This is a genomic window from Nisaea sp., assembly GCF_965216895.1.
In the GTDB taxonomy this organism is placed as follows: domain Bacteria; phylum Pseudomonadota; class Alphaproteobacteria; order Thalassobaculales; family Thalassobaculaceae; genus Nisaea.
This window is the reverse complement of the sequence record NZ_OZ244205.1, coordinates 1,415,797-1,441,646: the sequence shown is the minus strand read 5'-3', so window position 1 is coordinate 1,441,646 and position 25,850 is coordinate 1,415,797. Positions and strand designations below refer to the sequence as shown.

Here is a 25,850-nt window from a genome sequence, read left to right as displayed (position 1 = left end):
CGGGGGCAAGGGCCGTGGCAGATTTTCTGACCGCTCTTGCCCTCGTTTTCTTTATTGAAGGGTGTCTCTACGCACTGATGCCGGGGCGCATGCAGCAGATGATGCGGCTCGCCCTTGAAATGGACGCCGCAACCCTGCGCCGCGTGGGCCTGATCGCGATGCTGATCGGTTTTGCTCTCGCGTGGCTGATCCGCGCTGTCTGGGCATGATCACGGGAGTCTTTGCCACCTGGAAATGCCCCATTCCGGACATAGTTGTGCATTTCGCACCATAATGCGGCCACACCCTGCGGCTAAGTCTGACATTGTGGAAGGGATGGCGTTGACAGTCGCCCGATCGTCCCCACCTTGTTGACGAGTTCCTTAGGGACGAACGACATTCTGACCGCCGCGTACGGCCCGTTCGCCGGTGCGGAACGTCCACCCTGTTCCGAACGAACAGAAAAAGAGCTTGGCTAAGGAGCGTTGGAAACATGAAAGGCGTCACCACAGAAATCTCTGTTGCGGTTGTAAGGGGCCTGAGAAACGGCCTCGTGGCCGGGTTCCTGGCGATAGCTGTGGCCGTGCCGGCATTTGTGCCGGCCGCTCCGGCGTTTGCACGGGCCGCCCCGGAAAGCTTCGCCGATCTGGCGGAAAGGCTGCTTCCGGCAGTCGTGAACATTTCGACGACGCAGACCATCACGGCGTCCGATAACGGGCGCGCTCTGCCGCCGGGCACGCCTTTCGAGGAATTCTTCAAGGAGTTCGAGGACCGGATGCGCCCGGACGGCGAGCGTCGCTCGCGCCGCGCCCAGTCGCTCGGTTCCGGCTTTATCATCGACAAGGCCGGCTACGTTGTGACCAACAATCACGTCATCCGTGACGCCGACGAGATCTTGATCCGGATGCAGGACGATACGGAGTTCGCAGCCGAACTGGTTGGCAGCGACCCGAAGACAGATATTGCCGTGCTCAAGTTCGACCCGAAAGGAGCCGACCTTCCGGCGGTTAAATTCGGCGATTCCGACAAGATGCGGGTCGGCGACTGGGTGGTCGCGATCGGCAACCCGTTCGGGCTTGGAGGCACGGTGACGGCCGGTATCGTCTCGGCCCGTGGCCGCGACATCGGACAGGGCCCGTATGACGATTTCATCCAGACCGATGCGGCTATCAACAAAGGGAATTCCGGTGGACCGCTGTTCAATATCGACGGCGAGGTCATTGGCGTGAACACCGTGATCTTCTCCCAGTCCGGCGGCTCGGTCGGCATTGGCTTCGCGGTCTCCGCCGCGCTGGCCGATCCGGTTGTGAAGCAGCTGAAGGAATTCGGCAGGACCCGTCGCGGCTGGCTCGGCGTGCGAATTCAGGAAGTCACCCCCGAAGTCGCCGAGAGTCTGTCGCTCGACGATGCCCGCGGTGCGCTCGTGGCCCATGTCAACGATCAGGGACCGGCGAAGTCGGCAGGTATCAAGGCTGGGGACGTGATTCTGAGGTTCAACAACCGCGATGTCGACACGATGCGCGAGCTGCCCAGGATCGTTGCCCAGACGCCGATCGGGAAGGACGTCCCGGTCGAGCTTTGGCGCGGCGGCAAAACGGTGCGGGTGACGGCGAATATCGGCGAGCTCGAGGAAGCGGAGAAGCAGGCGCTGCTGACGAGCGGCGGCGCGCAACCGGCACCGGCTGAACCGGACAGGGTCGAATCTCTCGGTCTTGAATTGTCCGCTCTCAGTGACGAGATGCGGTCCAGATACTCGCTCGACAGCGATGCGTCGGGAGTCGTGATCACGGAAGTCGATCCGGATGGTCCTGCCGCCCGCGACCTCAGGACGGGGGACGTGATCGTCGAGGTCCAGCAGTCCCCGGTATCGTCTCCGGACGGTGTTCAGAAGGGTATCTCCGACGCCCGTAGCGCCGGCAAGAAATCCGTTCTCCTGACCGTGAATCGCGGCGGAGAGATGAGGTTTGTCGCACTCCGCATTACCGAGGGCTAATCTCCCCCCGCCCCCCCAGGCAGCCCTTGCGGGTGCGACGCGCGGCGCCGGTCTAACGACCGGCGCCGTTGTTTTGCGCCTTCACTCAGTCAGCGAAATCGGCTCGTCTGTATCCCTGCAGGTGAAGCAGGGCACTGAGATCGCCGTGATCGATGCGGAACTTCGCGGCTTCGCGTACGGCCGGCTTGCCACGGAAAGCCACACCGGTGCCGGCGGCTTGCAGCATGGCGAGGTCGTTGGCGCCGTCGCCGACCGTCACCGCGTCGGCGGGAGTGATTCCGAGTTCGGCGCAGAAATCGTTGAGTGCAACAAGCTTCGCGTCGCGCCCAAGGATCGGCTCGCCCACCGTTCCTGTGAAGGTGCCGTCGGCGACGTTCAGCGTGTTCGCGCGGTCGGTATGAAAGCCGAGGCGCTCGCGCACCGGTCCGGTCAGCGCGGTGAAGCCGCCGGAAACCAGGGCCGTAAAGGCGCCGTCGCGCCGCATGGTCGCAACGAGGGCGCGGGCGCCCGGGGTGATGTCGACATCCTGCAGAAGACGGTCGAGCAGGCTCGCCGGGTGCCCCGCCAGCATGGTGACCCGCTCTTTCAGAGCCCGCTCGAAGTCGATTTCACCGCGCATTGCCCGCGCTGTGATCGGCGCGATCCTGTCGCCGATGCCGGCATAGGCCGCGAGATCGTCGAGGGATTCCGTGGTGATCACGGTGGAGTCCATGTCGGCGATCAGCAGGCGCTTCCGGCGCCCTTCGAGCGGTTGGAAATTCATGTCGATGGAGAGGTCGCCCAGCGCCTCGTGCAGAGTCACGGACAGGTTGTCCGGCACCGCGCCGCTGAACGGCAGGTCGAGCGCGGTATCCGGGTCGAGCCACGCGACGGGGCCAACTGAGAGTCCGGCAGCGCGAAGCGCGTCTTCCGCGCGCGAGATCACGGAGGCGTCGAGGGCCGGACTGGCCGGGTTCGACGTCAGGGTAAGGACGTATTGCATGGCTCCGGCTTATCGCGTAAGCGCCATATTCATGTCCAGTGAAGTTTCCACAGCGGAGTCGATCCGCGTTGTCGTCATCGGCGGCCCGACGGCGAGCGGAAAATCCGCCCTGGCCGTCGATCTGGCAGAGGACCTGGGCGGGACCGTGATCAATGCGGATTCCATGCAGGTCTACCGCGAGCTCGAGATCGTCACCGCACGGCCCGGAGCCGAGGATCTCTCGCGCGCGCCGCACCGGCTCTACGGTTTTCTCGGTGCGACCGAAGTCTGTTCGGCGGCACTCTGGCGCGAGAGGGCGCTGGAGGAAATCCATGCCGCCGCGGCGGCGGGCAGGGCGCCGATCCTCTGCGGCGGTACCGGGCTCTATCTCCGGGCGCTCACGCACGGTCTTTCCGAAATGCCGGAGGTCTCGCAGGAGGCCCGCGCCGCGGCGCGGGCGTTGCACGCGCGGATCGGCGGTGCCGAGCTGCGCCGGTGTCTTGCCGAGGGCGACCCCGTCATAGCCTCCAGGCTGCATGACGGCGACAGCCAGCGGCTGATCCGCGCCTGGGAAGTGCTGCAGGATACGGGCAGGCCGCTGTCCGAGTGGCAGGCGCGGCCCGCGCGCGCGCCGGCGGGGATGACGTTCTTCATGGTCACGGTTCTGCCCGAGCGTGCGGCCCTGTACCGCAGATGCGATCTGCGCTTCGAAAAGATGCTCGAAATGGGCGGCGTAGAGGAGGTCCGTGCCTTGATGGCGCTCGATCTCGATCCGGAGCTTCCCTCGATGAAAGCGCTGGGTGTTCCGCAAATTATTGATTTTCTGAGGAAAAAAATCTCGCGCGAGGAGTGCGTCCGGCTCGCGCAGCGGGACACGCGACGGTATGCAAAGCGTCAGATGACCTGGTTTCGCAATCAGGTCCATGCAAATTTGCTGGTCGAAAAGCAAGATTCGGAAAGATCGGACGAGGAAATCTTTAAGATTATTCGTCAGTTTCTGTTGACCGGACATACCTGACGGTCTAGGTTCCGCCCCGTCGCGACGCCTTTGGTGTCGCGATATGCGTCTTTGATCCATTTAATCTCACTGATTTAAATGGATTTTTTCTGATCTTGCCCGTGATGAGCGGGTGCGGCTCATGCCGCAACTGCGAATGTAATTTGAGAAAGGAACGGTAAAATGGCTACCCCGCGCATGCCGCATGCCCGAAAACCCGACGCCCAGATGAACGGGGCGGCGATCATTCTCAAAGCGTTGCAGGATCAGGGCGTAGAGGTCGTATTCGGCTATCCCGGCGGGGCGGTATTGCCGATCTATGACGAGATCTTCAAGTCCAACCGGATCCGCCACATTCTCGTGCGCCACGAGCAGGCCGCCGTGCATGCGGCCGAAGGCTATGCCCGCTCCACCGGGAAGGTGGGCTGCGTTCTGGTGACCTCCGGCCCGGGCGCGACCAACGCCGTGACCGGCCTGACCGACGCTCTGATGGACAGCATTCCGATCGTCTGCCTGACCGGCCAGGTGCCGACGCATCTGATCGGCAACGACGCCTTCCAGGAAGCGGACACGACCGGTATCACCCGGCCCTGCACCAAGCACAACTACCTCGTGAAGGATGTCGACAGGCTGGCGGACACGATCCACGAGGCGGTCTATGTCGCCAAGACCGGCCGTCCGGGCCCTGTCGTGGTCGATCTGCCGAAGGACGTTCTCTTCGCCGAGGGCCCGTACTACGCGCCGAACGGACATGAGCATCCGAGCTACAAACCGCAGGTGAAGGGCGAGCCGGACGCGATCGAGCGCGCGGTGGACCTGCTCGCCAAGGCGAAACGGCCGATTTTCTATGGCGGGGGCGGACTGATCAATGCCGGCCCGAAAGCCTCGAAGCTTTTCACCGAGTTCGTGCGCATGACCCAGGCGCCGGCGACGCTGACGCTTATGGGGCTCGGCGCCTATCCCTCGCAGGACCGCCAGTTCGTCGGCATGCTCGGAATGCACGGCACTTACGAAGCAAACCTCGCGATGTACAATTGCGACGTCATGATGAATATCGGCGCGCGTTTCGACGACCGGGTGACCGGGCGGATCTCCGACTTCTCGCCGAACTCGACCAAGGTCCATGTCGATATAGACCCTAGTTCGATCAACAAGAACGTGGTCGTCGACCTGCCGATCATCGGCGACGCCGCCGAAGTGCTCGAGCAGATGATCAAGGTCTGGAAGGCCAAGAACTACAAGGCCAATGCCAAGCCGCTGGAGAAGTGGTGGGCGCAGATCGAGAAATGGCGCAAGCGCGAGTGCCTGAAGTTCGAGGAAGACCCGAACGTCATCAAGCCGCAGCACGCCATCAAGCGGCTCTATGAACTGACGCTGGACCGTGACGTCTACATTACTACCGAGGTCGGCCAGCACCAGATGTGGGCGGCGCAGTATTTCGGCTTCGAGGAGCCGAACCGCTGGATGACCTCCGGCGGCCTCGGCACCATGGGCTACGGCCTGCCGGCGGCGATGGGCGTGCAGATCGCGCATCCGGAGGCCACCGTCATCGATGTCGCCGGCGAGGCCTCCTACCTGATGAACATCCAGGAGCTCTCCACGCTGGCCCAGTACCGGCTGCCGGTGAAATCCTTCATCGTCAACAACCAGTGGATGGGTATGGTCCGCCAGTGGCAGGAACTGAACCATGGCGGGCGCTATTCCGAGAGCTATTCGGAGAGCCTGCCCGATTTCATCAAGGTGGCGGAGGCCTTCGGGGGCGTTGGCCTCAGGGCGGAGAATGTAGACCAGCTCGACGACGTCATCATGGAGATGCTTGAAACCGACCGTTTCGTCCTCGCCGACATCCTGGTGAAGAAGGACGAGAACTGCTTCCCGATGATCCCGTCCGGTGCCGCGCATTACGAGATGCTGCTCGGTCCGGACGACAAGGCGGAGCTGGAAACGTCTGAAGACGGAATGGTTCTGGTCTAGACACACCGGAAGGAGCTTTCGGCGCCCGTCGGCAATTTGGTGCGGGCGCCGCCCATCCCATCATCCTATAAGGTTTCGGCGGCCTCAGCGCCGCCCAGTCACTGGAGTCCATTCGTGAACGCTGCCACTCCGATCGCAGAAGCGACCCATACCCTCGCCGTGCTGGTGGATGACGAGCCGGGCGTGCTGGCGCGTGTCATTGGCCTGTTTTCCGGCCGCGGCTACAATATCGAGAGCCTGACCGTGTCCTCCGTCGACACCGCCAAGCATCTGTCCCGCATCACCATCGTGACCACCGGGACCCCGCAGATCATTGCGCAGATCAAGGCTCAGCTCGGTCGGCTGGTGCCGGTCCATGCGGTGCACGACCTGACGCTGGAAGGCCCGCATCTGGAACGGGAACTGGCGCTGATCAAGATCCGTAATGTCGGTGAGCAGCGAATCGAGGCGCTCCGCATTGCCGATATGTTCCGGGCGCGTGCCATCGATAGTACGCTGGAGAGCTTCGTCTTCGAACTTACCGGCGGCCCGTCCAAGATCACGGCTTTCGTCGAGCTGATGAGCGCGCTCGGCGCCATCGAGGTCTCGCGCACCGGCGTCGTCGCCATCGCGCGCGGCAGCAATCTCGACATGCCGGTCTTCAGTACGCTTGAGAAGAATCGGGAAAAGAAACCGTCTGCCGGGAAGAAGGCATCGAAAAAGGCCTGAGTGGCCGAAGGCGGCGGGACTTGATGGAGCCCCGGCCCGCTGCCTGAACTGTTCTGCCCGGTCCTGCCGGGCGGGAATGCGGGGGCTCCGCCCCAATTGTCCGAGTGACAGGAAACGATACGAGAGGTCCTAGAAATGCGCGTCTATTACGATCGGGATGCCGACGTCAATCTGATCAAGAACAAGAAGGTTGCGATTGTCGGATACGGCAGCCAGGGCCATGCCCACGCCAATAACCTGAAAGACAGCGGCGTGAAGGAAATCGTCGTCGCGCTGCGCGAGGACTCGTCCTCCCGCGCCAAGGCGGAAGCCGCAGGCCTGAAGTGCATGACTGCGGCGGAAGCCGCCAAATGGGCCGACGTCGTCATGATGCTGACCCCGGATGAGGGCCAGGCCGACATCTATTACGCCGACCTGAAGGACAATCTGCGCGAAGGCGCGGCGATCGCTTTCGCCCATGGCTTCAATGTCCACTTCAATTTCATCGATCCGCGCCCGGACATCGATGTCTTCATGATCGCGCCGAAGGGCCCGGGCCATACCGTGCGTTCCGAATATGTCCGCGGCGGCGGCGTGCCCTGCCTTGTGGCCGTGCACCAGGACGCGTCCGGCAACGCCCTTGAGATCGCGCTGTCCTATTCCTCCGCCGTCGGCGGCGGCCGGGCTGGCACCATCGAGACCACCTTCAAGGAAGAATGCGAAACCGACCTGTTCGGCGAGCAGGCAGTCCTCTGCGGCGGTCTCTGCGAGATGATCAAGGCCGGCTACGAGACCCTGGTGGAAGCCGGCTACGCACCGGAAATGGCCTATTTCGAGTGCCTGCACGAAGTGAAGCTGATCGTCGACCTGATCTATGAAGGCGGCATCGCGAACATGAACTACTCGATCTCCAATACGGCCGAATACGGTGAGTATGTCACCGGCCCGCGCATCATCACCGATGCCGTGAAGGTCGAGATGAAGAAGGTGCTCGATGACATCCAGTCCGGCGATTTCGCCCGCCGCTGGATGCTGGAGAACCAGGTCAAGCAGGCCAGCTTCAAGACCATGCGCCGCCGCGCCGCCGAGCACGAGATCGAAGTGGTCGGCGAGAAGCTCCGCGCGATGATGCCGTGGATCTCCCAGAACGCCCTGGTCGACAAGGCGAAGAACTAAGAATCGGGTATGCGGCGGCCGGAAGCGTGCCGCCGCATACCGCATATTCCGCTCGCTCCGCCAACAGCTAAAGCGCCGAGACAATTAAAGTTCATAATCTCCTGATTCTTTGATATGATTCCGCTGTGACGTCGGCAATCGCGGATGGACGGCGGACCGATTGCACTGCCGGATATGTTTTTCCGTTGCGTGTAAGTTCCGAACTTTGGTCTATTCCGGCGACTGCCAGAGCAGTTGAACCGATTTGAAAGCGCGCGACCGGGCCTCATCAGATGTTTTTTGCAAATCTTCTTGGCATGCTCTCCGCCGACATGGCGATTGATCTCGGGACCGCGAACACGCTGGTCTACGTCAAAGGGCGCGGCATTGTCCTGAATGAACCGTCAGTCGTCGCCATCGCCACCGTGCGCGGCAAGAAACAGGTTCTCGCGGTCGGTGACGAGGCGAAACAGATGCTGGGCCGGACGCCCGGTAACATTCAGGCGATCCGGCCGCTGCGAGACGGCGTCATCGCCGACTTCGAAGTCGCCGAGGAGATGATCAAGCACTTCATCCGCAAGGTGCATAACCGGCGCAGCTTTGCCAGCCCGCAGGTCATCGTCTGCGTGCCCTCCGGTTCCACCGCCGTCGAGCGCCGCGCGATTCAGGAGAGCGCGGAGAGCGCGGGGGCCCGCCGGGTGTTTCTGATCGAGGAGCCGATGGCAGCCGCGATCGGCGCCAACCTGCCGGTGACCGAGCCGACCGGCTCCATGGTCGTCGATATCGGTGGCGGTACCACCGAGGTCGCGGTGCTTTCACTCGGCGGTATCGTCTATTCCCGCTCGGTGCGCGTCGGTGGCGACAAGATGGACGAGGCGATCATCGCCTATATCCGCCGCAATCATAACCTCCTCGTGGGCGAGGGCAGTGCAGAGCGGATCAAGAAGGAAATCGGTTCCGCTTTCCCGCCGGAAGACGGTGTCGGCAAGACGCTCGAGATCAAGGGCCGCGACCTCATGAACGGCGTGCCGAAGGAACTGGTGATCGACCAGAGCCAGGTGGCCGAGAGCCTCGCAGAGCCGGTCAGCCAGATCATCGAGGCGGTCAAGGTCGCGCTCGAGCAGACCCCGCCGGAACTCGCGGCCGATATTGTCGACAAGGGTATCGTACTCACCGGAGGCGGCGCACTGCTCGGCAATCTCGACTACGTACTGCGGCACTCGACGGGTTTGCCGGTGTCGATCGCCGACGATCCGCTGTCCTGCGTCGCCCTCGGAACCGGGCGCTGTCTCGAGGAAATGAAGGTGCTCCGCAACGTTCTCATCGGCGCCTACTGAGTAGGCGAGGGTGCGGTAGGAGCAGTCGCTTAAGAAAGGCCAGGCAGGAAAATGGGGCGCAGACCGGCATCTTTCTCCCGTGTCGCCCAGCCTGTGCGAACTCTCTGGCAGCGTTTCGCATTCACCGCGCTTGTGCTCGCCGCCTTCGGCCTGATGCTCCTCGGAAAGGCCGATATCGTCATGGTCAAGCGCGTGCAGGTCGCTGCCGTGGATGCGATGGCACCGATCCTCGAAGCGCTGTCTCATCCGGCCGCCGCGGTATCCAAAGGAGTTTCGACGGTCGTCTCGCTGCGTGATCTGCATGCAGAGAACGAGAGGTTGCGCGAAGAGAACAGCCGTCTGAAGCAGTGGCAGCATGTCGCCAACCTGCTGGAGAGCGAGAACAAGGCGCTGAAGCGTCTGACGAGACATGTCGGCCCACCGCCCGCAAGTTACATCTCCGCCCGGATCATCGCTGAAGCGGGGGGCGCCTTCGTCCGCAGCGCTTTGCTCAATGTGGGCCGTCGGAACGGTGTTCGCCGTGGTCAGGCGGTGATTTCCGAGGACGGTCTTGCGGGCACCATCGTCGAGGTCGGCGAACTTCACGCGCGCATGCTGCTCATCACCGACCTGAACGCCCAGATACCGGTTCTGCTCGGCGCCGCACGCGATCCCGGTATCATGGTCGGCGACAACACGAACCTCACGCGCGTGCTCTACCTGCCGCAGAACAGTGTGGTTTCACCCGGCGATCTGGTGATCAGTTCGGGCCATGGCGGCATGATGCCGGCCGGGATTCCGGTTGGAACCGTCTCTGCCGTCACGGAATCCGGGATCCGGATCAAGCCGGTGGTCGACTGGACCCATCTCGAGTTCGTGAAAGTGGTGGATTACCGGATGCAGGGCGTGATCCCGGGCCCGATGGACCCGCCGCCCTTTACGGTCCTCGCACCCGATCCGGAGCCGAGCCTGGTCGAGCGTCTTGGGGTGACGCGCGGAAAGACCGAGCGATGAAGACCGCTTTCGTCCAGAGAATGGATCTTTGGGCGCGCCATCTGATGCCGGCGGCGCTGACGCTGTTCCTTGTCCTGTTGAGCGCGGTTCCGCTCGGGATTCCAGGTTATGCGCAGGTTGCGCCGTCTCTTACGCTGATGTCTGTGTTTTACTGGGTGGTGTATCGCCCGGATCTGATGCCGGCGGCGCTGGTCTTCCTGACCGGGCTGATGGAGGATCTGGTCAATGGATATCCGATCGGCCTGACCGCGATCGTCTTCCTCGCCATTTACGGAGTTACGGGTACCCAGCGACAGACGTTCGTCGGCAAACCGTTCTTCATCGTCTGGGGCGGCTTTGTGGTGATCTCCTTCGGGGCGTTCGCGCTCGGCTGGATACTGATGTCGATTCTTTCCTTTACGTGGATCTTGCCGGACACGGTGCTGTTCCGCTTTGCGCTGACGGCGGCGCTGTTCCCGGCGGCGGCATGGACCTTCGTTCGCATCCATCGCTATCTGGTGCGATGATGAGCCGATGAAGAATCCTAAAGATCAGGATACCAAGCGGGCATTTACGCGCCGCTCTCTGATTCTCGGGGCCGGACAGCTCGGCCTTGTCGGGGCGCTGGGCGCGCGTCTCTATTATCTCCAGGTCGTCGAGGCGGACCGCTACCGGACGCTTTCAGAGGAAAATCAGTTCAATCTCGAACTGCTGCCGCCGACCCGGGGACTCATTCTCGATCGCAACGGGATCGAGATCGCATCCAACGAGGACAATTTCCGCGTCGACCTGGTGCCGGAGCAGACCAATGACGTCCGTGCGACGATCGACGCCTTGCGCCAGATCGTTCATGTCGACGAATGGAACATCAAGCGCGTGCTGAAAGAAGTCTCGCGCAAGCGGAGCTTCGTGCCTGTCACCGTGGTCGAAAACCTGACGCGCGAGGATATCAGCCGTGTCGCGGTCAACGCGCCCTATCTTCCGGGCGTGCGGATCGAGGAGGGTCGTTCGCGCTTCTATCCCTTCGGTTCCCGGGCCGTGAACGTCACCGGCTATGTCGCGGCGGTGTCCGACAGCGAACTGACCGGGGATCCCGTGCTGGAGCTTCCCGATTTCCGGATCGGCAAGAGCGGCATCGAAAAACTCTTCGACAAACAGATGCGCGGCGCTGCCGGACGGCGTCAGGTCGAGGTGAACGCGCTAGGGCGGATCATCCGCAAGCTCCCGGGAGACGACGGGCAGCCCGGGGAGAACATTCAGCTCACCCTGGACATGGACCTGCAGACCTACGCCCATGAAAGGCTTGAGATCGGCACCTCCGAAAGGGTGCCGATCGCCGATATCAGGGTGCAGGAAGCGCTGGCCCGCTCGGGTGTGCCAAAACGCTATCTGGAAAACGAGGACGGCACGGTCTTTCTCGACAAGGACGGCACCATCGTGCCGGGCGAGAGCGGCGGCGCGGTGGTGATGGACGTCCATACCGGCGAGATCCATGCGCTCGCGTCCACGCCGGGTTTCGATCCGAACAATTTCAACAAGGGACTGAGCGCGCGTGACTGGGAAGACCTGCTTTCCAATCCGCGACATCCTCTGACCAACAAAGCGATCGCGGGGACCTATCCTCCGGGCTCGACTTTCAAGATGATCGTGGCGCTGGCGGCTCTCGAGGCCGGCGTCGCAGGACCGGAAACCCGTGTCTTCTGCAACGGGCACATGGATCTCGGCAATGCCCGCTTCCACTGCTGGAAACGCTGGGGGCACGGTCACATGGACGTGGTGACGGCGCTGGAGCAGAGCTGCGACGTCTATTTCTACGAAGTGGCGAAGCGCGTCGGCATCGACCGTATCGCGGACATGGCGCGCCGGTTCGGGCTCGGCGAAAGCCTCGCGATAGAGTTGCCCGGAGAGAGAAGCGGTCTGATCCCGACCCGGGAATGGAAACTCGCGGTGATTGGAGAGCGCTGGCAGAAAGGCGAGACCCTGGTCACCGGCATCGGACAGGGGTTCGTCCTGACAACGCCGCTGCAACTTGCCGTCATGACCGCGCGTCTGGTGAACGGGGGGTACGCGGTGACCCCGTCACTGGTGCGACAGCCGGACAGGGCGATGCGCGAGCCGGCGAAAGTGAATGTGTCGCGCACGCACCTGTCCTATGTACTCGAGGGAATGCGCCGCGTCGTCAACGGCCAGCGCGGTACTGCGCGGTCTGCGAAGATCCCGGGAGCCGATTTCCAGGTCGGCGGCAAGACCGGTACGGCCCAGGTACGGCGCATCACCAAGGCGGAGCGCGCCGCCGGCGTGATCGACAACGAGGACCTGCCATGGCACCGGCGCGACCATGGGCTGTTTGTCGGCTATGCGCCCGTCGATGCGCCGCGCTACGCGGTGGCGGTCGTTCTGGAGCATGGAGGGGGGAGCAAATATGCGGTCCCGATCGCCCGTGACATTCTCGCGAAGGCGATGGAGCGGGACGGTCTGAAATCCTCCGAGGCCGAGCCGGTGAGCATCCTGCCGGACGGCGAAAAGACGGAGCAGGGGTAATCATGGCGATCGGAATGCCGTCGAGCTCCCTCAATCCGCCCGAGCTGACTCTCGGCGCCAAACTGCAACAGATCAACTGGGGGCTGATCCTGCTCCTCGTGCTGATCGCTTCGGTCGGTTTTGCCATGCTCTACTCAGCGGCCAACGGCAGCTGGTCGCCGTGGGCCGTGCGTCAGGCGATCCGTTTCGGCGTGGGCCTGGTGATTACCCTCGGCATCGCGCTGATCGACATACGCTTTCTGCTGCGCTGGGCCTATCTCTTCTATTTCCTTTCTCTCGGTCTGCTCGGCGTCGTCGAGATCGCGGGCGAGATCGGCATGGGGGCGCAGCGCTGGATCGATCTCGGCTTCTTTCGACTGCAGCCTTCGGAACTGATGAAGCTGGCTCTGGTGCTCGCCCTTGCGCGTTATTTCCATCATCTGACCTTCGAGGAAGTCGGGCGGATCAGCAGTCTTTTTGCACCGCTCTTGCTGGTTTTCGCGCCGGCGGTCCTGGTGCTGCGCCAGCCCGATCTCGGCACCGCGGGGATGATCATTCTCGGCGGCGGCGCGATCTTCTTCCTGGCCGGCGTGCGCATGTGGAAGTTCATCACGGTGCTGGTGCTGGGCCTCTCCGCCATTCCGGTCGGCTGGCAATTCCTGCACAACTACCAGAAGAACCGCATCCTGACCTTCATCAACCCGGAGAACGATCCGCTCGGGGCCGGGTACCACATTCTGCAGTCAAAGATTGCCCTCGGCTCCGGCGGGCTCTTCGGCAAGGGCTTCCTGCAGGGATCTCAGAGCCATCTGAACTTTCTGCCGGAGAAGCAGACCGACTTCATCTTCACCATGCTGGCCGAGGAGATGGGCTTGGCGGGGGCGATGTTCCTGCTGCTGCTCTATGTCCTGGCGCTCGGCTACGGCTTCGCGATCGCGCTGCGCAGCTCGAGCCAGTTCGGCCGTCTGCTGGCGCTCGGGACGACGACGACGCTCTTCCTCTACGTCTTCATCAATATCGCGATGGTCATGGGACTGATCCCGGTGGTGGGAGTCCCGCTGCCGCTGATCTCCTATGGCGGCACGGCGATGCTGACCGCGATGATCGGCTTTGGCCTGATCATCAATTGCTATGTGCACAGGGACGTGGAAATCGGCCGCCAGGGGCTGGAGGATCACCGGCCCTGACCAGCCGGCTGAGGCTTTTCGAAAGTCGTCCAGATAGACTTTTAAGCGATTTTTCTATTAAACTCTCACTGTTCGAGTTCCGCACCCGGCGAACGAGTGCTGTATGGCGCGGTCCGGCAAACCGAGTGAGTGCTTCATGTGGACCAGATTGAACGCAAGAGTCTGAAAATTCTCGCCGATTCGACACGGGAGAGCCAGGGCGAGAGCGATCTGACGCGCAACCTCGACGCCGCTGCCGAGACCGGGAACCGCGAGCATTACGATCGCGCCAGAGACTCCTTTGAAGCCTTGCCGCCGGAACAGAAACGCACGATCGGCGCCGGTGCCGTGGTTCAGGCGGAGACGGTGAAGATCGAGCTGAAGCGCACGAACGCCGGGACCAAGACGGTGCGGAAACCGCAGGATCAGGAAGCGGTCAGCATGGACTGGCTTCTGGGAAAGAATGAGGCCCCGGCGCAGAAAACGCCGCAGGCCGAAGCGAAATACCGCGAGAAGAAGGCGAAAGACCCGACCGGACAGGCCCCGCTCGCAGACGAGGGAGAGGGAAGCTGGAACTGGCAGGCGCTGCCGGACGATCCGCTGATGCCGAAGAAGAAGAAGGATCCGCTCCAGGAACTCAGGGAGCAGATGCTCGGCCCCGACCAGGGCCATACCTGGCGCCGCTCGCTGCCTTCGGGCGAATAGCCCGGAGAAACGCGCTCGCAGGATTGTCGGTTTAGCCTGGATCGGGTGTTCGACAGAGTCGGTTTGCAGATATTGCAGGGGAACAGCCATGAGATTCCCGTTTCGCCTGTTGACGGCTATTGCGCTCTGCCTGGCGCTGAGCATGGCCACCCAGAGCGCACGGGCCGGTTCCGGCGACCTGGTGGTCCTGACCGTGAGCGGTCTGGTCTCGAAACCCAACCGCGGCCCGTCGGACGCATTCGGCGACGCCTTCCTGAACGCCCTCGAAGAGCGTTTCGAGAAGGCGCGCAGCTTCACCTGGGGCGAGTTGGCAGCCCTGCCGCAGGAAGAACTGGAACTCCGCTATCCGAACTGGCCGCACCCGGTCCGCTTCCGCGGCCCGGCGCTGGAGACCGTTCTCGAGCGTGCCGGCGCGGAGGGAAACACCGTGCTGGTGCAAGCGCTCGACGGCTATGCCTCCAGCTTCGAGCGAACCGCCGTGGGAGACGCCGGAATGGTGCTTGCGCTGGAGGCGGACGGCAGAACGATCCCGCTTGGCGGCAGAGGCCCGCTCTGGCTCGTCTTCGAGCCGGGGATGCTCGACCAAGGCGGCAGCGTCGAGGATGACGCGGGGCTGGTCTGGGCGGTGTTCCACATCAAGGTGACGGACGGGGAGTAACCGCCTTCGCATCCGCTTCAACGCGTTTCGGAGGGCTGTCGAAAAACAGCCACCGAAGGCTTGCAATCCGGATCGCGCTCCGGTATCAATCCGCTCCTTCGACGGGCGGGCGCATAGCTCAGTTGGTAGAGCAGCTGACTCTTAATCAGCGGGTCCAAGGTTCGAGTCCTTGTGCGCCCACCACTTTCCGCCTTTAGAATTGAGCTTTCCCGGCCTCGTCGCGTAGACCTGCCAAGGCTTTCCGATAAGCTCTCATAAGCTCATTCCGACAAGCTTGCTTTTTCTGTTCTCAAAGTGCGGCGGCGTCGTGCTGCGTTCACGGCCTGCCTTCGGTTTCGACGGGTCTAGGTTTCGGACGTCCGGACAGCTGTAGGTCCAGGTGCTGTCGTAAGCTTGCGCTTGGCGCCGCTGCGGTCTTTCCGTCGCGTTGCTGCGAAACTTGCCCTCGTCGTGGGGTGGTTAGTGGGGGAGATGGTCGGATTTATGGTCCGTTCACGCGGCCGCAGCAGCATAGGTCAGGTTTGCGCCAAGCGAGAGAACTCGGAACGACGCGCGTGCGCGTGGTTGGCCAGTATAGATCTCTCGATGTCAGTTGCGAATTGTAATGTTATAACATAACATAATTTGATGTTACATGATTGGTTGGCGAGTTTGAGGCGTGCGGAAACAGGGAGAGAGAGCGAATGACGAACGAGGGGTTGGCAATTCTGCGGCAGTGCGGAAATTCGCGGTCCATCTGCCGGATTGTAGAAGTGTGTCGGGATGCCGATCTTGGAATCGTCTCCGCCGCGATTTTCCGGACTTTGGCAGTAATGCCTGTCGTGTGTGCGCGTGATCGGGCGAGCCCGCGGGACCATTCAGACCTGTTCCTGTTCTCGCGATGGAAGGAGGCGTCGACATGACTCACGCCGAACAAGTCGCGCGCCGGTATTCGGCGCCCAGCGTCAGTCTGACCGACACGCCGTACGGGCTTTCCGAGATATTCAGGCAGGATTGCGCTGCCGCGATCTGGCAGCGCACTCTTGCGCCGGTCTTTCAGTCCTGGATCGACACTCTCGACCCGGGCCAATTGCCGTCCGCTCGCGTCATTCTGCGCCCGAGTGATGCGCGGGATGCGACGCTACAGATCTGCGCCTCTTGCGGCATGCCGGACAGCCCGGAGCGCGACATGCTGGTCGACGACACCGCCGCTCTGGCGGACATTTTCGCTGATCTGATGGAGGCGTCGTACCTCAGATTGCGCTTCGACCGCATCACGAACGACGGTTGCACGAAATTCCATACCGACGCGGTAGCGGCGCGGCTGATCTGTACCTATCGTGGGCCTGGCACGCAGTACGGCTTTCTCAATGGTCTGGCCGAACCTTCACAATTCTCATCTGCGTCGACAGGCTCCCCGATGGTGCTAAGGGGCACGCTTTGGCCGGAACAGTCGGGATCCGGTTTACGGCATCGATCTCCACCCATAGCGGGCACGAAGACAACGCGCCTTGTCCTTGTTCTAGATCCAATCTTGGATGAGAGGGCTGTAAGCGCCCCGGTCGTTCTGTAGTGAATCTGATAGTGAGGAAAATCGGTCATGAAACGTCTGATCAGAGTGACTTATGTGCGATCGATGACAGCCCACAAGCAGCAACTCATTGACGCGACAAGCAACCTATAGTCTGGTCGCGTCGTCAGCATGGTCGCTGCCTTACGGCGGCGCTAAGAGGGAACGAGGTGCGGGCGTCCAACGCCCAATGCCTCGGCTGCCCCCGCAACTGTGAGCGGAGCGTTGACACCAATTCTGCCACTGGCCGCCTGGCGGCTGGGAAGGCTGGTGTCGATAACTTCCGCGAGCCAGGAGACCTGCCTGCTGAGCAGAACGATCAAAGGGACGGGGCGTCCTAGCGGGAGTGAACGGATGCTTGACGCTGAAAATGCGCTGCCATTGCTGGTGATCAGCATGGCCATCTCGCCGACCCGATTGGTTAATCCCCACAATTCGGCAAGGCGACCACAATGGACAATAATGAACTGACGCTCTCAATCTGCCTTCGCTGCCGCGATGGGCGAGAGACGCGCGATACCGATCTGGACCAGCGGGGCGGCCGCCGGCTTGCTCGTGCCGTGGTGGAAGCGTTTCCGGAGAGTACGGCTGCACGACTTGGGGTGCAGCTGCGCGGGGTTCATTGCATGAGCCAATGTAAGCGTCCTTGCACCATCGCGTTGTCCAGTCCCGGGCGTTTCACCTACCTCTTCGGAGATCTTGATCCCGCCCTGCATGCCGGCGACGTGCTTTCCGTGGCCGCTGCCTACGCCGATGTCGCAGACGGATTTCTGCCGCGGCAGGAAAGACCACGGGTCCTGCGTGCCGGCATCCTGGGGCGCATCCCGCCGCTCGGCTCGGCTGATGACCTTGTGGAGTCGCTTACCCCCGCACCTATTCATCAAACTGACAAGATGGACGCCCTATGACCTATCCCAGACTGTCCCGAACCGTCATCGCGGCGGCGGTCGCAGCCACGATCCTCGTTCCCGTCTCCTCCGTTGCGGAGCAGGTGACGATTGGTCAGACCTTCCTCGCCTCGGGCCTCGACCCTGCCAAAGGGTCGAACGGCTGGGCTCTGGTAAGCCATGGTATTGGCGAGCAGTTGTTCCGTGTTTCCCGCGCCGGCGAGGTCGTACCGAACCTGGCTGCGTCGGCGAAGCGAAATGACGACGGAACCTGGACTGTGGAACTCGCACCGAACCGGTTCTTCTCGGACGGCACGCCCGTGACTGCCGCTGTCGTGGCCGCCGCTCTGAACCGCACCGGCGCGGCAAATCCGTCGGCGCGGGCTACCGCTGGTCGATTGACCTTCACGCCCGTCGGTACCGGCACCTTGATGGTCGAAACCGAACAGCCGACGACGATCCTGCCATCAATTCTCGCCGAGTGGGCCTTTCCGGTTTACCGCCTCAGCGGCGACACGCCAATCTTCACCGGGCCTTTCGCTGTCGACAGTTTTGAGCCGGGTGGCTCGATCGAGATGTCGCCGAACGCCCACTACATAGATGCCGAAGCGCGGCCCAACGTCACGCTTCGCCGCATCGCTGATGGCCAGTCTCTCGCTCTTGCGTTCGCCTCGGACGAGTTGGACATGGCATTCAACCTGCCGGTTGAGACTTTGAAGATGCTCAACGCGACCGGAAAGGAGGTCACGTCATTCCCGGTCTCCTATCAGTACATGATGTGGATGAACACGCGGTCACCCGCGCTCTCGGACCGGCGGGTACGGCGCGCGATCGATCTGGCCGTCAATCGTGAGGACCTGGTGACAGCATCCCAGGCAGGCGTCCCGGCCTCCGGCGCCTTTGCCCGGAGCTACCCCTTTGCCGCCGAAGAACCGCTGCAACACGACCCGAAGAAAGCCTCAGAGTTGCTAGACGCCGCCGGATGGATTCTTGGCGATGATGGTGTCCGCAGACGGGATGGCGCTCGCCTGGAAGTCGTCCTCTATGCCTATCCGCAGCGCCCCGACCTTGTCACCTTCCAGCCGGTGGTCCGCGCCGCGTTGGCCAAGGTCGGCATTGCCGTGACCACACAGGTGACGGAGTCGCCAAGTGACGTCGCGGCCAGTGGAGAATTCGATCTGTTTCTCTGGGCTCAGCACACGGCCCCGGCCGGCGACCCGGGCTTGTTCCTGTCGCTCTTCTTCGAGACCGGGGCAGCGCGAAACTATAGCGGGTGGTCGAATCCAGAATTTGATGCACTGATCGCCAATCTTCGTGCCGAGGGCAATCCGAAGGCTCGTATCGACCTCGCTCGCCGGGCGCAGGAAATGATTGCCGCGGAGGCGCCGGTGTCGTTCCTGGTTACGCCTGAATGGCATGTGGGCTTGTCGTCGAAGCTCGAAGGATACGCGCTTTGGGGGTCGGACTATTATGTGATCCGTCCCGACCTGGTTCTGGCCCGGTGACTATGTTGGCGGTGAGCTTACGTCTGCTGGGAGGCCTTGCGCTCTCCTGGCTGGCGGTTGTCGTTGCTGTGTTCGTGCTGTTGCGGCTGACACCGGGCGATCCGGTGGAGGTATTCCTGGCCCAGGTGAATGTCGGATCGGGGCCAGAGGTCGTCGCGGCGTACCGTGCGCAGTGGGGGCTCGACAGGCCGCTCGCTGCGCAATTCCTGCGTTGGTTGCACGGATTCCTGATCTTTGACTGGGGCGTCTCGTTCGAAACCGGGCGCTCCGTCGCTGCCGATTTTTCCGCGCGGCTTCCTTATTCTCTCGCCATCGGAGCCGGCGGCATGGTGCTGGCCGCATCGGGCGGCTTCACCCTTGGATTCTTCGCTGCCTGCCGGCAGGGTGGCCTTGCGGATCTGCTATCCCGCGGGTTGGCGATCGCGGGCCAATCGCTTCCTGCTTTCGCTGTGGGCCTTGTCCTTTTGTGGGTTCTCGGCGTTGAACTGCGCTGGATCGATGCTTTCGGCGGCGGGCCTGTCGAGCGGGTTCTGCTCCCGATGCTTCTCGTCGCCTGTTTCTCGATCGGATCGATGTCGCGCCTGACCCGCTCCGGCTTCGTCGAGGTCAAGCAAAGCACCTATTTCCGGACCGCGCTCGCGAAGGGGCGGTCTTATGCGGACGCACTCTGGGTTCACGGGCGCGTCGCAGGTCTCTTGACCCTCATTGCAGGGCTTGCGCCCGAACTGGCATGGATGGTCGGGGGAACTGCCGTCTCGGAGATCGTCTTCGGCGTGCCGGGCATCTCTGAGCGCGTTGTGCAAGCGGTCGCGTTTCGCGACTACACAGTCCTGCAAACCTATGTCGCACTTGTCGCCTTATGGATCGCTCTGGTCCTCCAGTGTGCGCGTCTCCTGCGGCGAAAGCTCGACCCGCGGTTGCTATGACTTATCGTTCCCTGTTGCTTGTCGGCCTTGGTCTCGTTGCATTTGCTTTCTTTGGTGTGGCGGGTTCGCTGGGCGATCCCCATGCCATTGACCTGCGCGACAGACTGGCGGCACCCTCAGCCACACACATATTCGGAACAGATCATCTTGGCCGGGATCTGGCCACACGTCTCGTCTGGGGCGCAGTGCCTTCCCTGTCTGCGGTTGCGATCGTGCTGACGGGGGGACTCGGTCTCGGGGTCGTCGCCGGAGGCGCAATAGCCTTCGCGCCGATGCCGGTGCGTACGAGCGTCCAATGGCTTGCCGAAACCGCGCTTGCGGTACCGACACTGGTCACCGCTCTGGTGCTGTCCGCCCTCCTGGGCGCGGGTGTTCTGACCGTGACAGCCGCGCTGCTGGTGACAAGCTGGGCACCTTATGCCCTTACGATAGCCGCATTGTTCGACCGTATTCGCAGCGAGACCTATTGGGATGCGAGCCAGGTGCTTGGCGCGACGCTGATCACGTCTGTGCGCAGGCACATTCTCCCGAATGTCTGTTCAGCGCTGGGCGCACTCGCCGGGGCCGATGCCGGGCGCGCAGTCATCCTTGTGTCGTCGCTCGGTTTCATCGGTCTATCGGCAGATACAGGGCGGCCGGAATGGGGCGCAATGATCCACGAATACCGGATGTTCCTGTTCACCGAACCGCGCCTCGTCTTGGCGCCGGTCCTCGCGTGCATTTTCGTGACAGTGTTGCTCCACGTGATGCTCGATCGAGGCGAGTCCTAGTGCTTCTTGAGACCTCTAGTTCGCTCTGTAGATTGCGATCGCGCCCATGGGTGCCCAGGTTGAGGCGTAGGTTGCCGCATCCTGGACCGTGGTTCTTTCCGTGCGGTGCTACAGTTCGCGTCGCGCGCCCGGCGCCGGATCTGCAGCGTCGCTGCCTCTATCGGACTAGAGCGCCCCGACGTTGTTGAAGGGGCATCAAGACGCGTATCCTCCTCGCCGGACCGGCGCATCTCGATTTCGACAAAGATCTCCCGTGCGTCCCGGATGCATACGAAAGGAGTCGCTGAGGCTCCAGATCGAGGAAGAGGATTTTCCATGTCAGACGCGCGCGAGAACCCGGACAATCAACCCTGGAACGGCCCCCGCTGGGCCACCAGCAGGCACAATTTCGATCCGGCCATCGCCGTGCCGCCCCGCCCGGTCGAACTGCACGACCTGACCCTCCGCGACGGCGAGGAATCGGCCGATCTCGCCTTCACCACGGCCGACAAGGTGGCGATCGCCGAGGCACTGGCGCGCCTCGGCATCAAGCGCACCGAAATTTTCCTGACGGTGCCGGGATGGCAGGAGGTCATCCGCGAAATCATGCGCCGGGATCTTGGCATGGATTTCTGGGTCACCTGGCAGCAGGGACGGGTCGAGACGGCGCTCGAGCTCGGCGTGCGCCACGTCATGGTCTGGTACCTCATCGGCGACGAACTCCAGCAGCATGTCCTCAAGACCAGCCGAGAGGCGCAGCTGGAGAAGGTGCTGCAGGAGGTCCGCGCGGCCCGCGCGGCCGGCTGCACCGTGAACTTCTTCATGCCGGATACGACCCGCGCCGATCTCGAGCACATCACGTTGGCCGCAAAGGCGGCGGAGGCGGAAGGCGCCGAATATATCACCGTCGTCGACAGCCAGGGAATCGCCCGGCCGGCCGCGATCAAGTTCCTGGTCAGCCATCTGAAGCAACAGACGGGCCTGAAGGTCGAGGTCCATTGCCATAACGATTTCGGGCTCGCCGTCGCCAACGTGCTCGGCGGATACGAGGGCGGTGCCGACGTGCTTCAGGTCTCGATCAACGGGATCGGCTATCGTGCCGGCAACGCCTCCATGGAGAGTGTCGCGGCTGCGCTCAAGATGATCTACGGCGCCGAGACGGGGCTCCAGCTGGACCGCTTGCCGGAGGTCTGCGGGCTCGTCGAGCGCATCAGCGGCCTGCCGATCGACTACTACAAGCCGATCGTCGGCAGGGGCGCGTTCCGCTACGAGCAGTGGCGCGCCATCACCGAATTCACCGAGGCGAACGAACGCCGCTTCGCCTTCCCGTTCGAGCCGGAAGTCGTCGGCCGCACAGCGGAGCTGGTCATCGGCAAGTGGAGCGATTCAGGTGCCGTGGTGCAGAAACTGGCGGAATACGGGCTCAAGGCGACCCCCGAGCAGGTCGGCCGCATTCTCACCCGGAGCCAGCGCGCCGGCGCCGCCCGCCACCGGCCGCTGGAGGATGGCGAGTTCCTCGTCATCGCCGAGCAGGAAGGCGTCACCGACGCGGAGCCTTGATGCGCGGGACGCACCGATCGCGCGCATGATATTGCCGCGCTATTGCTCACACCGGTTCCCGGCCCGCATGAACATCGCACAAAGGCGTTCGAGGACCTCCAGGCGTTGCCTTTGCCGCCGCCGAGAGGTCGTCGGCGTTTACGTGATCAAGCGCAGATGGTCTCAATGGCCGGAACGGCCGGGGCAAGGTCGGCAGGTCATGCCCCCTTGGTTTCGGCCGTCCGGATCACGTCCACCAGGTTTGCTCCCAGCGCCTTGATTTCCTCGCCGAGACCGCCGGCTTCCTCGGCCAGCCGGTCGGCGACCTTGTTCACGCCATCCGCCTCGTTCGACACGTTGCGGATCCGTTCGGTCACCTGGCGCGCGCCGTCGGTGGTCTGCTGTATGTCGCGGGCGATGCCGGAGGTGGCGGCATTCTGCTCCTCGACCGCAGTTGCAATCCCCTGGCCGGATTCGTTGACCGACTGCATGATCTCGACGATGCGGCCGATGGCGGAGACCGCACGGTCGGTGACCGAGGTCATCTCGGAGACCTGGCGGCCGATCTCCTCGGTCGAGTTCTGGGTCTGGGTCGCGAGGTTCTTCACTTCGCTCGCCACCACCGCGAAGCCCTTGCCGGCCTCGCCCGCGCGGGCCGCCTCGATGGTGGCGTTGAGGGCGAGCAGGTTGGTCTGCTCGGCGATGTCGTTGATCAGGCGGACCACCTCGCCGACCTTCGCCGCCGCGTCCGAGAGCGAGGTGACCACGGTGCGGGCCTCCTCCGCCTCGCGCATGGCGGCCTGGCTGACCTCGGTCGCGGAACGGACCCGGTCCGCATTCTCCGTGATGGTGGTGAGCAGGTCTTCCGCGCCCGCCGCGACCTGCTCGCTTGTGGCCAGAGCCTGGGTCGCGACCGACGCCAGTTCGCCGGCATTCTCGCCGACCCGGTCGGCGGCGCCCCGGATATCGTCGGAAAAGGCGACCATGGTATCGCCGCGGCTGTTCACCGAGGCGACGACCTTTTGCAATTCCTGTTCGACCGTGTCGGCCATCTCGCGGATCGAGGCGATCCGGTTTTCCTCGGCGATCCGCTTGGTCTCTTCCTGTTCCGCCTCCAGTGCGCGCGTCCGTTCGGCATTGTCGCGGAAGACCGCGAGCGCCTTCAGGACCGCCCCGATCTCGTCCCGGCGGCGGCTGTCGGGAACCTCGACGGAGGTCTCTCCGGCCACGAGCCTCTGCATGACTGCGACGACCCGGCCGAGCGGGCGGGTCACCAGGGAAACGACCAGGGCATAGGTCACGACCGCGCCGATGAGGGAGATCACGGCGACCAGAACGGCCTGAAACAGCCGGGCGGTGGCGACGACGTCCGACGCGTCGCCGAGCGCGGCGGCACGTGAGTCCGCCTCGCTGCGGTCCGCTTCCGCCTGCTGCATGCGCGCCGCTTCAAAGTTCTCGGCCAGTGCGGCCTTTTCCTGTTCCAGGGTTTCGGCAAACTGCCCGGCAAGCGCGTCCGCCTGCGCGGTCAGCGGGGTCAATACGTCCTCGACGGCGATGTCGAGGATACCGAAGGGATCCGAAACCGGGCCGAGAAGGGCGGTGAAATGCAGCAGGGCGCTGTCCGTATCGACACTCAGCAGCGGATCGGCCGCGGTTTTTTGCTGTTCGAGGGTTGCGGCCAGGATCGCGGTGCGCTCCGGGCCGAGCTCCTCGAAATCGGCGACCTCTTCCAGGCTGTCCGCGTCCCAGATCGGGAGGTAGCGGACCTCCTGTGCACCTTCGAGCACCTGGAGATAGATATCGGCATTGACGATGAACATCTCGCGGTCGCCGCTATCCATCGGTGAGAGTATCGATTCGAGCTGCGAGGAGATAATGCGTAGCGCGCCTTCGTAGCGGCCCTTCAGATAGGCCTTGGTCTCGTCGATCTCCGCGCGCCGCTTTCCAAGCTCCATAGCATTGCGCAGTTCCGTCGCCTCGATGGTGAGGCTGTTGCTCTCCTGCAGGCCGCGCTCGATGCGCGCCGTCCGGTCGTCGATAATCGTTCCCGTGTCCTTGATCACCGCGACGTAGAGATCCTGCACCCGGTCTAGAGTCCTGCCGGTGACGAGGAAGAGAGTGACCCCGGCAAGCGCAAACAGCACGATGGCGCAGACGAAGAATTTATTGCTCAGGCGCTCGGATAACGCTGCCACGATCATTTCATTCACTCCCCCCGACAGGCCGCTCTTGCGTCTTGTGTTTCGCGTGCCCGGCATTGATAGACCCTACTCAATTTAGAATATTCAATTATTCGAATTTGTCGGAACAAAAAATGGGTTTCGCAATCGCAGTCGCGTGCGGCTGGTCTTCGCCTTTCGCAAACCGGCAGCCGGCTCGCTAAGCGGCTGCGAAAGACTTCGCGGTTTGGGGAGGAGCGGAGCGCCGTGCTCCGCGTCAGCTGGAGCTCGGGGGATCCAGAAGGAGTTCGAAGGCCAGTACCGCCAGAAGCATGTTCACCGTCGCGCCGTCGTCTGCGAGCGGGAGGATCGCGCGTTCGATGCTATGGTGGAAGTCCTGCGCGTTGCGGAAGGCATGATCGGAGAAAATCGGCCGTTCTTCCGAGGCGGCCAGCCCGTATTCATGCAGCACTTTTTCCCGGACGTCGCCAAAATCGATTTCGTCCAGGTATTCGCCCGTATAGTCCCGGCCGAACATGTCCACGACCTTCGTGCCGGCGAGCCGCACCTTCAGCCGGCGGTCCGGCGTTTCGACATCGACGAGAATGATAGAGGGGAGAAGCTTCGGCATTTCCAGAGGGTCGAAATCCGCCCGGCTGGGCATCCGGCGCGAGCCGCGCTTGTCTCGCCAGAGCCGGTAGATGTGGTGAATCAGCGGCGATTTCACGCGTTCAAATGGTTTTTCAGTGATGATCAATTGTCGGCCGGTACCGTGTTGGGGGCTTGGGGTGTAGATCTATTCTACAGCTATCCTTGAAGGTTAGGTGGTCCGAAAATACTCCCGATTGTTGTGCGTGTTGATGTGATGACAAGCTGATTTGCGCCGGGTTCTCATGAGACTGGGCCGCAACCTCGGAGCCGCGCTGTCGCCTGTCCATCCGGGAGAAACACGCTGGTCGACGGCGCTTCGCCGACCATGGTGATAACGATGGCAGCGCCGGCGATTTCCACCCCGTCGATCACGGTCTGACCCCAGGCGCTGTCGGCGGCCGTGTCGTCAACATCGACGGTGAAGATCACGCGCTGCCCGGCCTCCAGCGTCCCGAACAGAATTGAAGCGACACGATCGCCGTCCCGAACAGGAGTGAAGCTGCGAACAGACGTCCGGCCCTCGAGGACTTCGAAGGGCTGGTAGACACTGGCACCCGCGCCCCCCTCTGAAATGTCGAACACGAGGCCGCCTGCCGAGCTGCGAAGGTCGATCTGAAGACCGAAATCGTAGAGATCGCATTCGCTCCGGTTCTCGACGATGATCAGGTCCACCGGCGAGGCTTCGGTGAAGCTTACAGAGAGATCCTCCGCCGCCGCCGGCAATGCCGACAGGATCAGGGCCGCGCCGAACGCGGGCAGGATTGCGAGCGGTTTCATCAGA

23 protein-coding genes, 1 tRNA gene and 1 riboswitch are annotated in these 25,850 nt (G+C 62.9%); of the genes, 20 read left to right on the top strand and 4 right to left on the bottom strand.

All coding sequences use genetic code 11. From position 1 onward, the window contains the following. The first annotated feature begins 14 nt into the window (after positions 1–14). Together ACOOE1_RS06955 and ACOOE1_RS06950 are read left to right on the top strand one after the other, a co-directional pair. Positions 15–209: a DUF2065 domain-containing protein gene (locus tag ACOOE1_RS06955; RefSeq protein WP_420405611.1), complete on the top strand. Its 195-nt coding sequence runs from the start codon at positions 15–17 to the stop codon at positions 207–209. Between the two features lie 263 nt (positions 210–472). Further along, on the top strand, positions 473–1,972 hold the full coding sequence (locus ACOOE1_RS06950; protein WP_420405610.1) for a DegQ family serine endoprotease: 1,500 nt from the start codon (positions 473–475) through the stop codon (positions 1,970–1,972). A gap of 85 nt (positions 1,973–2,057) precedes the next feature. On the opposite strand, the gene serB is transcribed toward ACOOE1_RS06950, so the two are convergent. Then, on the bottom strand, positions 2,058–2,954 hold the full coding sequence (gene serB, locus ACOOE1_RS06945) for a phosphoserine phosphatase SerB (protein WP_420405609.1): 897 nt from the start codon (positions 2,952–2,954) through the stop codon (positions 2,058–2,060). A gap of 31 nt (positions 2,955–2,985) precedes the next feature. On the opposite strand from serB, the gene miaA reads away from it, so the two are divergent. From miaA to ACOOE1_RS06855, 18 genes are all read left to right on the top strand, one after another. Beyond that, the gene (miaA, locus tag ACOOE1_RS06940) at positions 2,986–3,951 is read left to right on the top strand and encodes a tRNA (adenosine(37)-N6)-dimethylallyltransferase MiaA (protein ID WP_420405608.1); all 966 of its coding nucleotides are present in this window, start codon (positions 2,986–2,988) and stop codon (positions 3,949–3,951) included. Positions 3,952–4,113: 162 nt separating this feature from the next. Continuing rightward, positions 4,114–5,904, top strand: a complete 1,791-nt coding sequence (locus tag ACOOE1_RS06935; protein ID WP_420405607.1) for an acetolactate synthase 3 large subunit — start codon at positions 4,114–4,116, stop codon at positions 5,902–5,904. 114 nt (positions 5,905–6,018) lie between these two features. Then, positions 6,019–6,612 carry an acetolactate synthase small subunit gene (gene ilvN, locus ACOOE1_RS06930; protein WP_420405606.1) on the top strand — a complete coding sequence of 198 codons (594 nt, stop codon included), beginning with the start codon at positions 6,019–6,021 and terminating at the stop codon, positions 6,610–6,612. Positions 6,613–6,747: 135 nt separating this feature from the next. Then, positions 6,748–7,767: a ketol-acid reductoisomerase gene (gene ilvC / locus ACOOE1_RS06925; protein ID WP_420405605.1), complete on the top strand. Its 1,020-nt coding sequence runs from the start codon at positions 6,748–6,750 to the stop codon at positions 7,765–7,767. Between the two features lie 272 nt (positions 7,768–8,039). Further along, entirely contained in the window at positions 8,040–9,083 is a 1,044-nt protein-coding gene (locus tag ACOOE1_RS06920) for a rod shape-determining protein (RefSeq protein WP_193171299.1), read from the top strand. A 51-nt stretch (positions 9,084–9,134) separates the two neighbouring features. Further along, positions 9,135–10,076 carry a rod shape-determining protein MreC gene (mreC, locus tag ACOOE1_RS06915; RefSeq protein WP_420405604.1) on the top strand — a complete coding sequence of 314 codons (942 nt, stop codon included), beginning with the start codon at positions 9,135–9,137 and terminating at the stop codon, positions 10,074–10,076. A gap of 44 nt (positions 10,077–10,120) precedes the next feature. Then, complete coding sequence (mreD, locus tag ACOOE1_RS06910; RefSeq protein ID WP_420405603.1) at positions 10,121–10,582, top strand: rod shape-determining protein MreD; 462 nt, start codon at positions 10,121–10,123, stop codon at positions 10,580–10,582. Positions 10,583–10,589: 7 nt separating this feature from the next. After that, positions 10,590–12,596, top strand: coding sequence for a penicillin-binding protein 2 (mrdA, locus tag ACOOE1_RS06905; RefSeq protein ID WP_420405602.1), 2,007 nt, complete (start codon positions 10,590–10,592; stop codon positions 12,594–12,596). Between the two features lie 2 nt (positions 12,597–12,598). Next, entirely contained in the window at positions 12,599–13,762 is a 1,164-nt protein-coding gene (gene rodA / locus ACOOE1_RS06900; RefSeq protein WP_420405601.1) for a rod shape-determining protein RodA, read from the top strand. 138 nt (positions 13,763–13,900) lie between these two features. Beyond that, the gene (locus tag ACOOE1_RS06895) at positions 13,901–14,446 is read left to right on the top strand and encodes a hypothetical protein (protein WP_420405600.1); all 546 of its coding nucleotides are present in this window, start codon (positions 13,901–13,903) and stop codon (positions 14,444–14,446) included. An 88-nt stretch (positions 14,447–14,534) separates the two neighbouring features. After that, the gene (locus tag ACOOE1_RS06890) at positions 14,535–15,104 is read left to right on the top strand and encodes a hypothetical protein (RefSeq protein WP_420405599.1); all 570 of its coding nucleotides are present in this window, start codon (positions 14,535–14,537) and stop codon (positions 15,102–15,104) included. Positions 15,105–15,211: 107 nt separating this feature from the next. Next, a tRNA-Lys gene (locus tag ACOOE1_RS06885) sits at positions 15,212–15,287 on the top strand. A 715-nt stretch (positions 15,288–16,002) separates the two neighbouring features. Then, entirely contained in the window at positions 16,003–16,656 is a 654-nt protein-coding gene (locus tag ACOOE1_RS06880) for a DUF1826 domain-containing protein (RefSeq protein WP_420405598.1), read from the top strand. Positions 16,657–16,769: 113 nt separating this feature from the next. Next, a riboswitch (cobalamin riboswitch) is annotated at positions 16,770–16,975 on the top strand. A 130-nt stretch (positions 16,976–17,105) separates the two neighbouring features. After that, complete coding sequence (locus ACOOE1_RS06875) at positions 17,106–17,561, top strand: DUF1636 family protein (protein ID WP_420405597.1); 456 nt, start codon at positions 17,106–17,108, stop codon at positions 17,559–17,561. Beyond that, complete coding sequence (locus tag ACOOE1_RS06870) at positions 17,558–19,045, top strand: ABC transporter substrate-binding protein (protein WP_420405596.1); 1,488 nt, start codon at positions 17,558–17,560, stop codon at positions 19,043–19,045. The genes ACOOE1_RS06875 and ACOOE1_RS06870 overlap by 4 nt, the downstream gene beginning before the upstream one ends. A 2-nt stretch (positions 19,046–19,047) precedes the next feature. Continuing rightward, positions 19,048–19,971: an ABC transporter permease gene (locus ACOOE1_RS06865; protein ID WP_420405595.1), complete on the top strand. Its 924-nt coding sequence runs from the start codon at positions 19,048–19,050 to the stop codon at positions 19,969–19,971. Between the two features lie 185 nt (positions 19,972–20,156). Beyond that, the gene (locus ACOOE1_RS06860; protein WP_420405594.1) at positions 20,157–20,741 is read left to right on the top strand and encodes an ABC transporter permease subunit; all 585 of its coding nucleotides are present in this window, start codon (positions 20,157–20,159) and stop codon (positions 20,739–20,741) included. Between the two features lie 315 nt (positions 20,742–21,056). Then, entirely contained in the window at positions 21,057–22,280 is a 1,224-nt protein-coding gene (locus ACOOE1_RS06855) for a LeuA family protein (RefSeq protein ID WP_420405593.1), read from the top strand. 197 nt (positions 22,281–22,477) lie between these two features. Here ACOOE1_RS06855 and ACOOE1_RS06850 read toward each other — a convergent pair whose 3' ends face one another. The 3 genes from ACOOE1_RS06850 to ACOOE1_RS06840 all read right to left on the bottom strand — a co-directional run bounded on the left by ACOOE1_RS06850 (position 22,478) and on the right by ACOOE1_RS06840 (position 25,846). After that, on the bottom strand, positions 22,478–24,454 hold the full coding sequence (locus ACOOE1_RS06850) for a methyl-accepting chemotaxis protein (protein WP_420405592.1): 1,977 nt from the start codon (positions 24,452–24,454) through the stop codon (positions 22,478–22,480). A 241-nt stretch (positions 24,455–24,695) separates the two neighbouring features. Beyond that, positions 24,696–25,145 (bottom strand): PAS domain-containing protein, encoded by a 450-nt coding sequence (locus ACOOE1_RS06845; RefSeq protein WP_420405591.1) that lies wholly within the window; start codon positions 25,143–25,145, stop codon positions 24,696–24,698. Positions 25,146–25,309: 164 nt separating this feature from the next. Further along, positions 25,310–25,846, bottom strand: coding sequence for a hypothetical protein (locus ACOOE1_RS06840; RefSeq protein WP_420405590.1), 537 nt, complete (start codon positions 25,844–25,846; stop codon positions 25,310–25,312). Positions 25,847–25,850 lie beyond the last annotated feature (4 nt).

Bases quoted from the DNA above. Each gene is read 5' to 3' on its own strand.
- ACOOE1_RS06950 (WP_420405610.1), top strand. From the start codon at position 473: ATGAAAGGCGTCACCACAGAAATCTCTGTTGCGGTTGTAAGGGGCCTG.
- serB (WP_420405609.1), bottom strand. From the start codon at position 2,954: ATGCAATACGTCCTTACCCTGACGTCGAACCCGGCCAGTCCGGCCCTC.
- miaA (WP_420405608.1), top strand. From the start codon at position 2,986: ATGTCCAGTGAAGTTTCCACAGCGGAGTCGATCCGCGTTGTCGTCATC.
- ACOOE1_RS06935 (WP_420405607.1), top strand. From the start codon at position 4,114: ATGGCTACCCCGCGCATGCCGCATGCCCGAAAACCCGACGCCCAGATG.
- ilvC (WP_420405605.1), top strand. From the start codon at position 6,748: ATGCGCGTCTATTACGATCGGGATGCCGACGTCAATCTGATCAAGAAC.
- ACOOE1_RS06920 (WP_193171299.1), top strand. From the start codon at position 8,040: ATGTTTTTTGCAAATCTTCTTGGCATGCTCTCCGCCGACATGGCGATT.
- mreC (WP_420405604.1), top strand. From the start codon at position 9,135: ATGGGGCGCAGACCGGCATCTTTCTCCCGTGTCGCCCAGCCTGTGCGA.
- mreD (WP_420405603.1), top strand. From the start codon at position 10,121: ATGCCGGCGGCGCTGACGCTGTTCCTTGTCCTGTTGAGCGCGGTTCCG.
- mrdA (WP_420405602.1), top strand. From the start codon at position 10,590: ATGAAGAATCCTAAAGATCAGGATACCAAGCGGGCATTTACGCGCCGC.
- rodA (WP_420405601.1), top strand. From the start codon at position 12,599: ATGGCGATCGGAATGCCGTCGAGCTCCCTCAATCCGCCCGAGCTGACT.
- ACOOE1_RS06890 (WP_420405599.1), top strand. From the start codon at position 14,535: ATGAGATTCCCGTTTCGCCTGTTGACGGCTATTGCGCTCTGCCTGGCG.
- ACOOE1_RS06880 (WP_420405598.1), top strand. From the start codon at position 16,003: ATGACTCACGCCGAACAAGTCGCGCGCCGGTATTCGGCGCCCAGCGTC.
- ACOOE1_RS06875 (WP_420405597.1), top strand. From the start codon at position 17,106: ATGGACAATAATGAACTGACGCTCTCAATCTGCCTTCGCTGCCGCGAT.
- ACOOE1_RS06870 (WP_420405596.1), top strand. From the start codon at position 17,558: ATGACCTATCCCAGACTGTCCCGAACCGTCATCGCGGCGGCGGTCGCA.
- ACOOE1_RS06865 (WP_420405595.1), top strand. From the start codon at position 19,048: ATGTTGGCGGTGAGCTTACGTCTGCTGGGAGGCCTTGCGCTCTCCTGG.
- ACOOE1_RS06855 (WP_420405593.1), top strand. From the start codon at position 21,057: ATGTCAGACGCGCGCGAGAACCCGGACAATCAACCCTGGAACGGCCCC.
- ACOOE1_RS06840 (WP_420405590.1), bottom strand. From the start codon at position 25,846: ATGAAACCGCTCGCAATCCTGCCCGCGTTCGGCGCGGCCCTGATCCTG.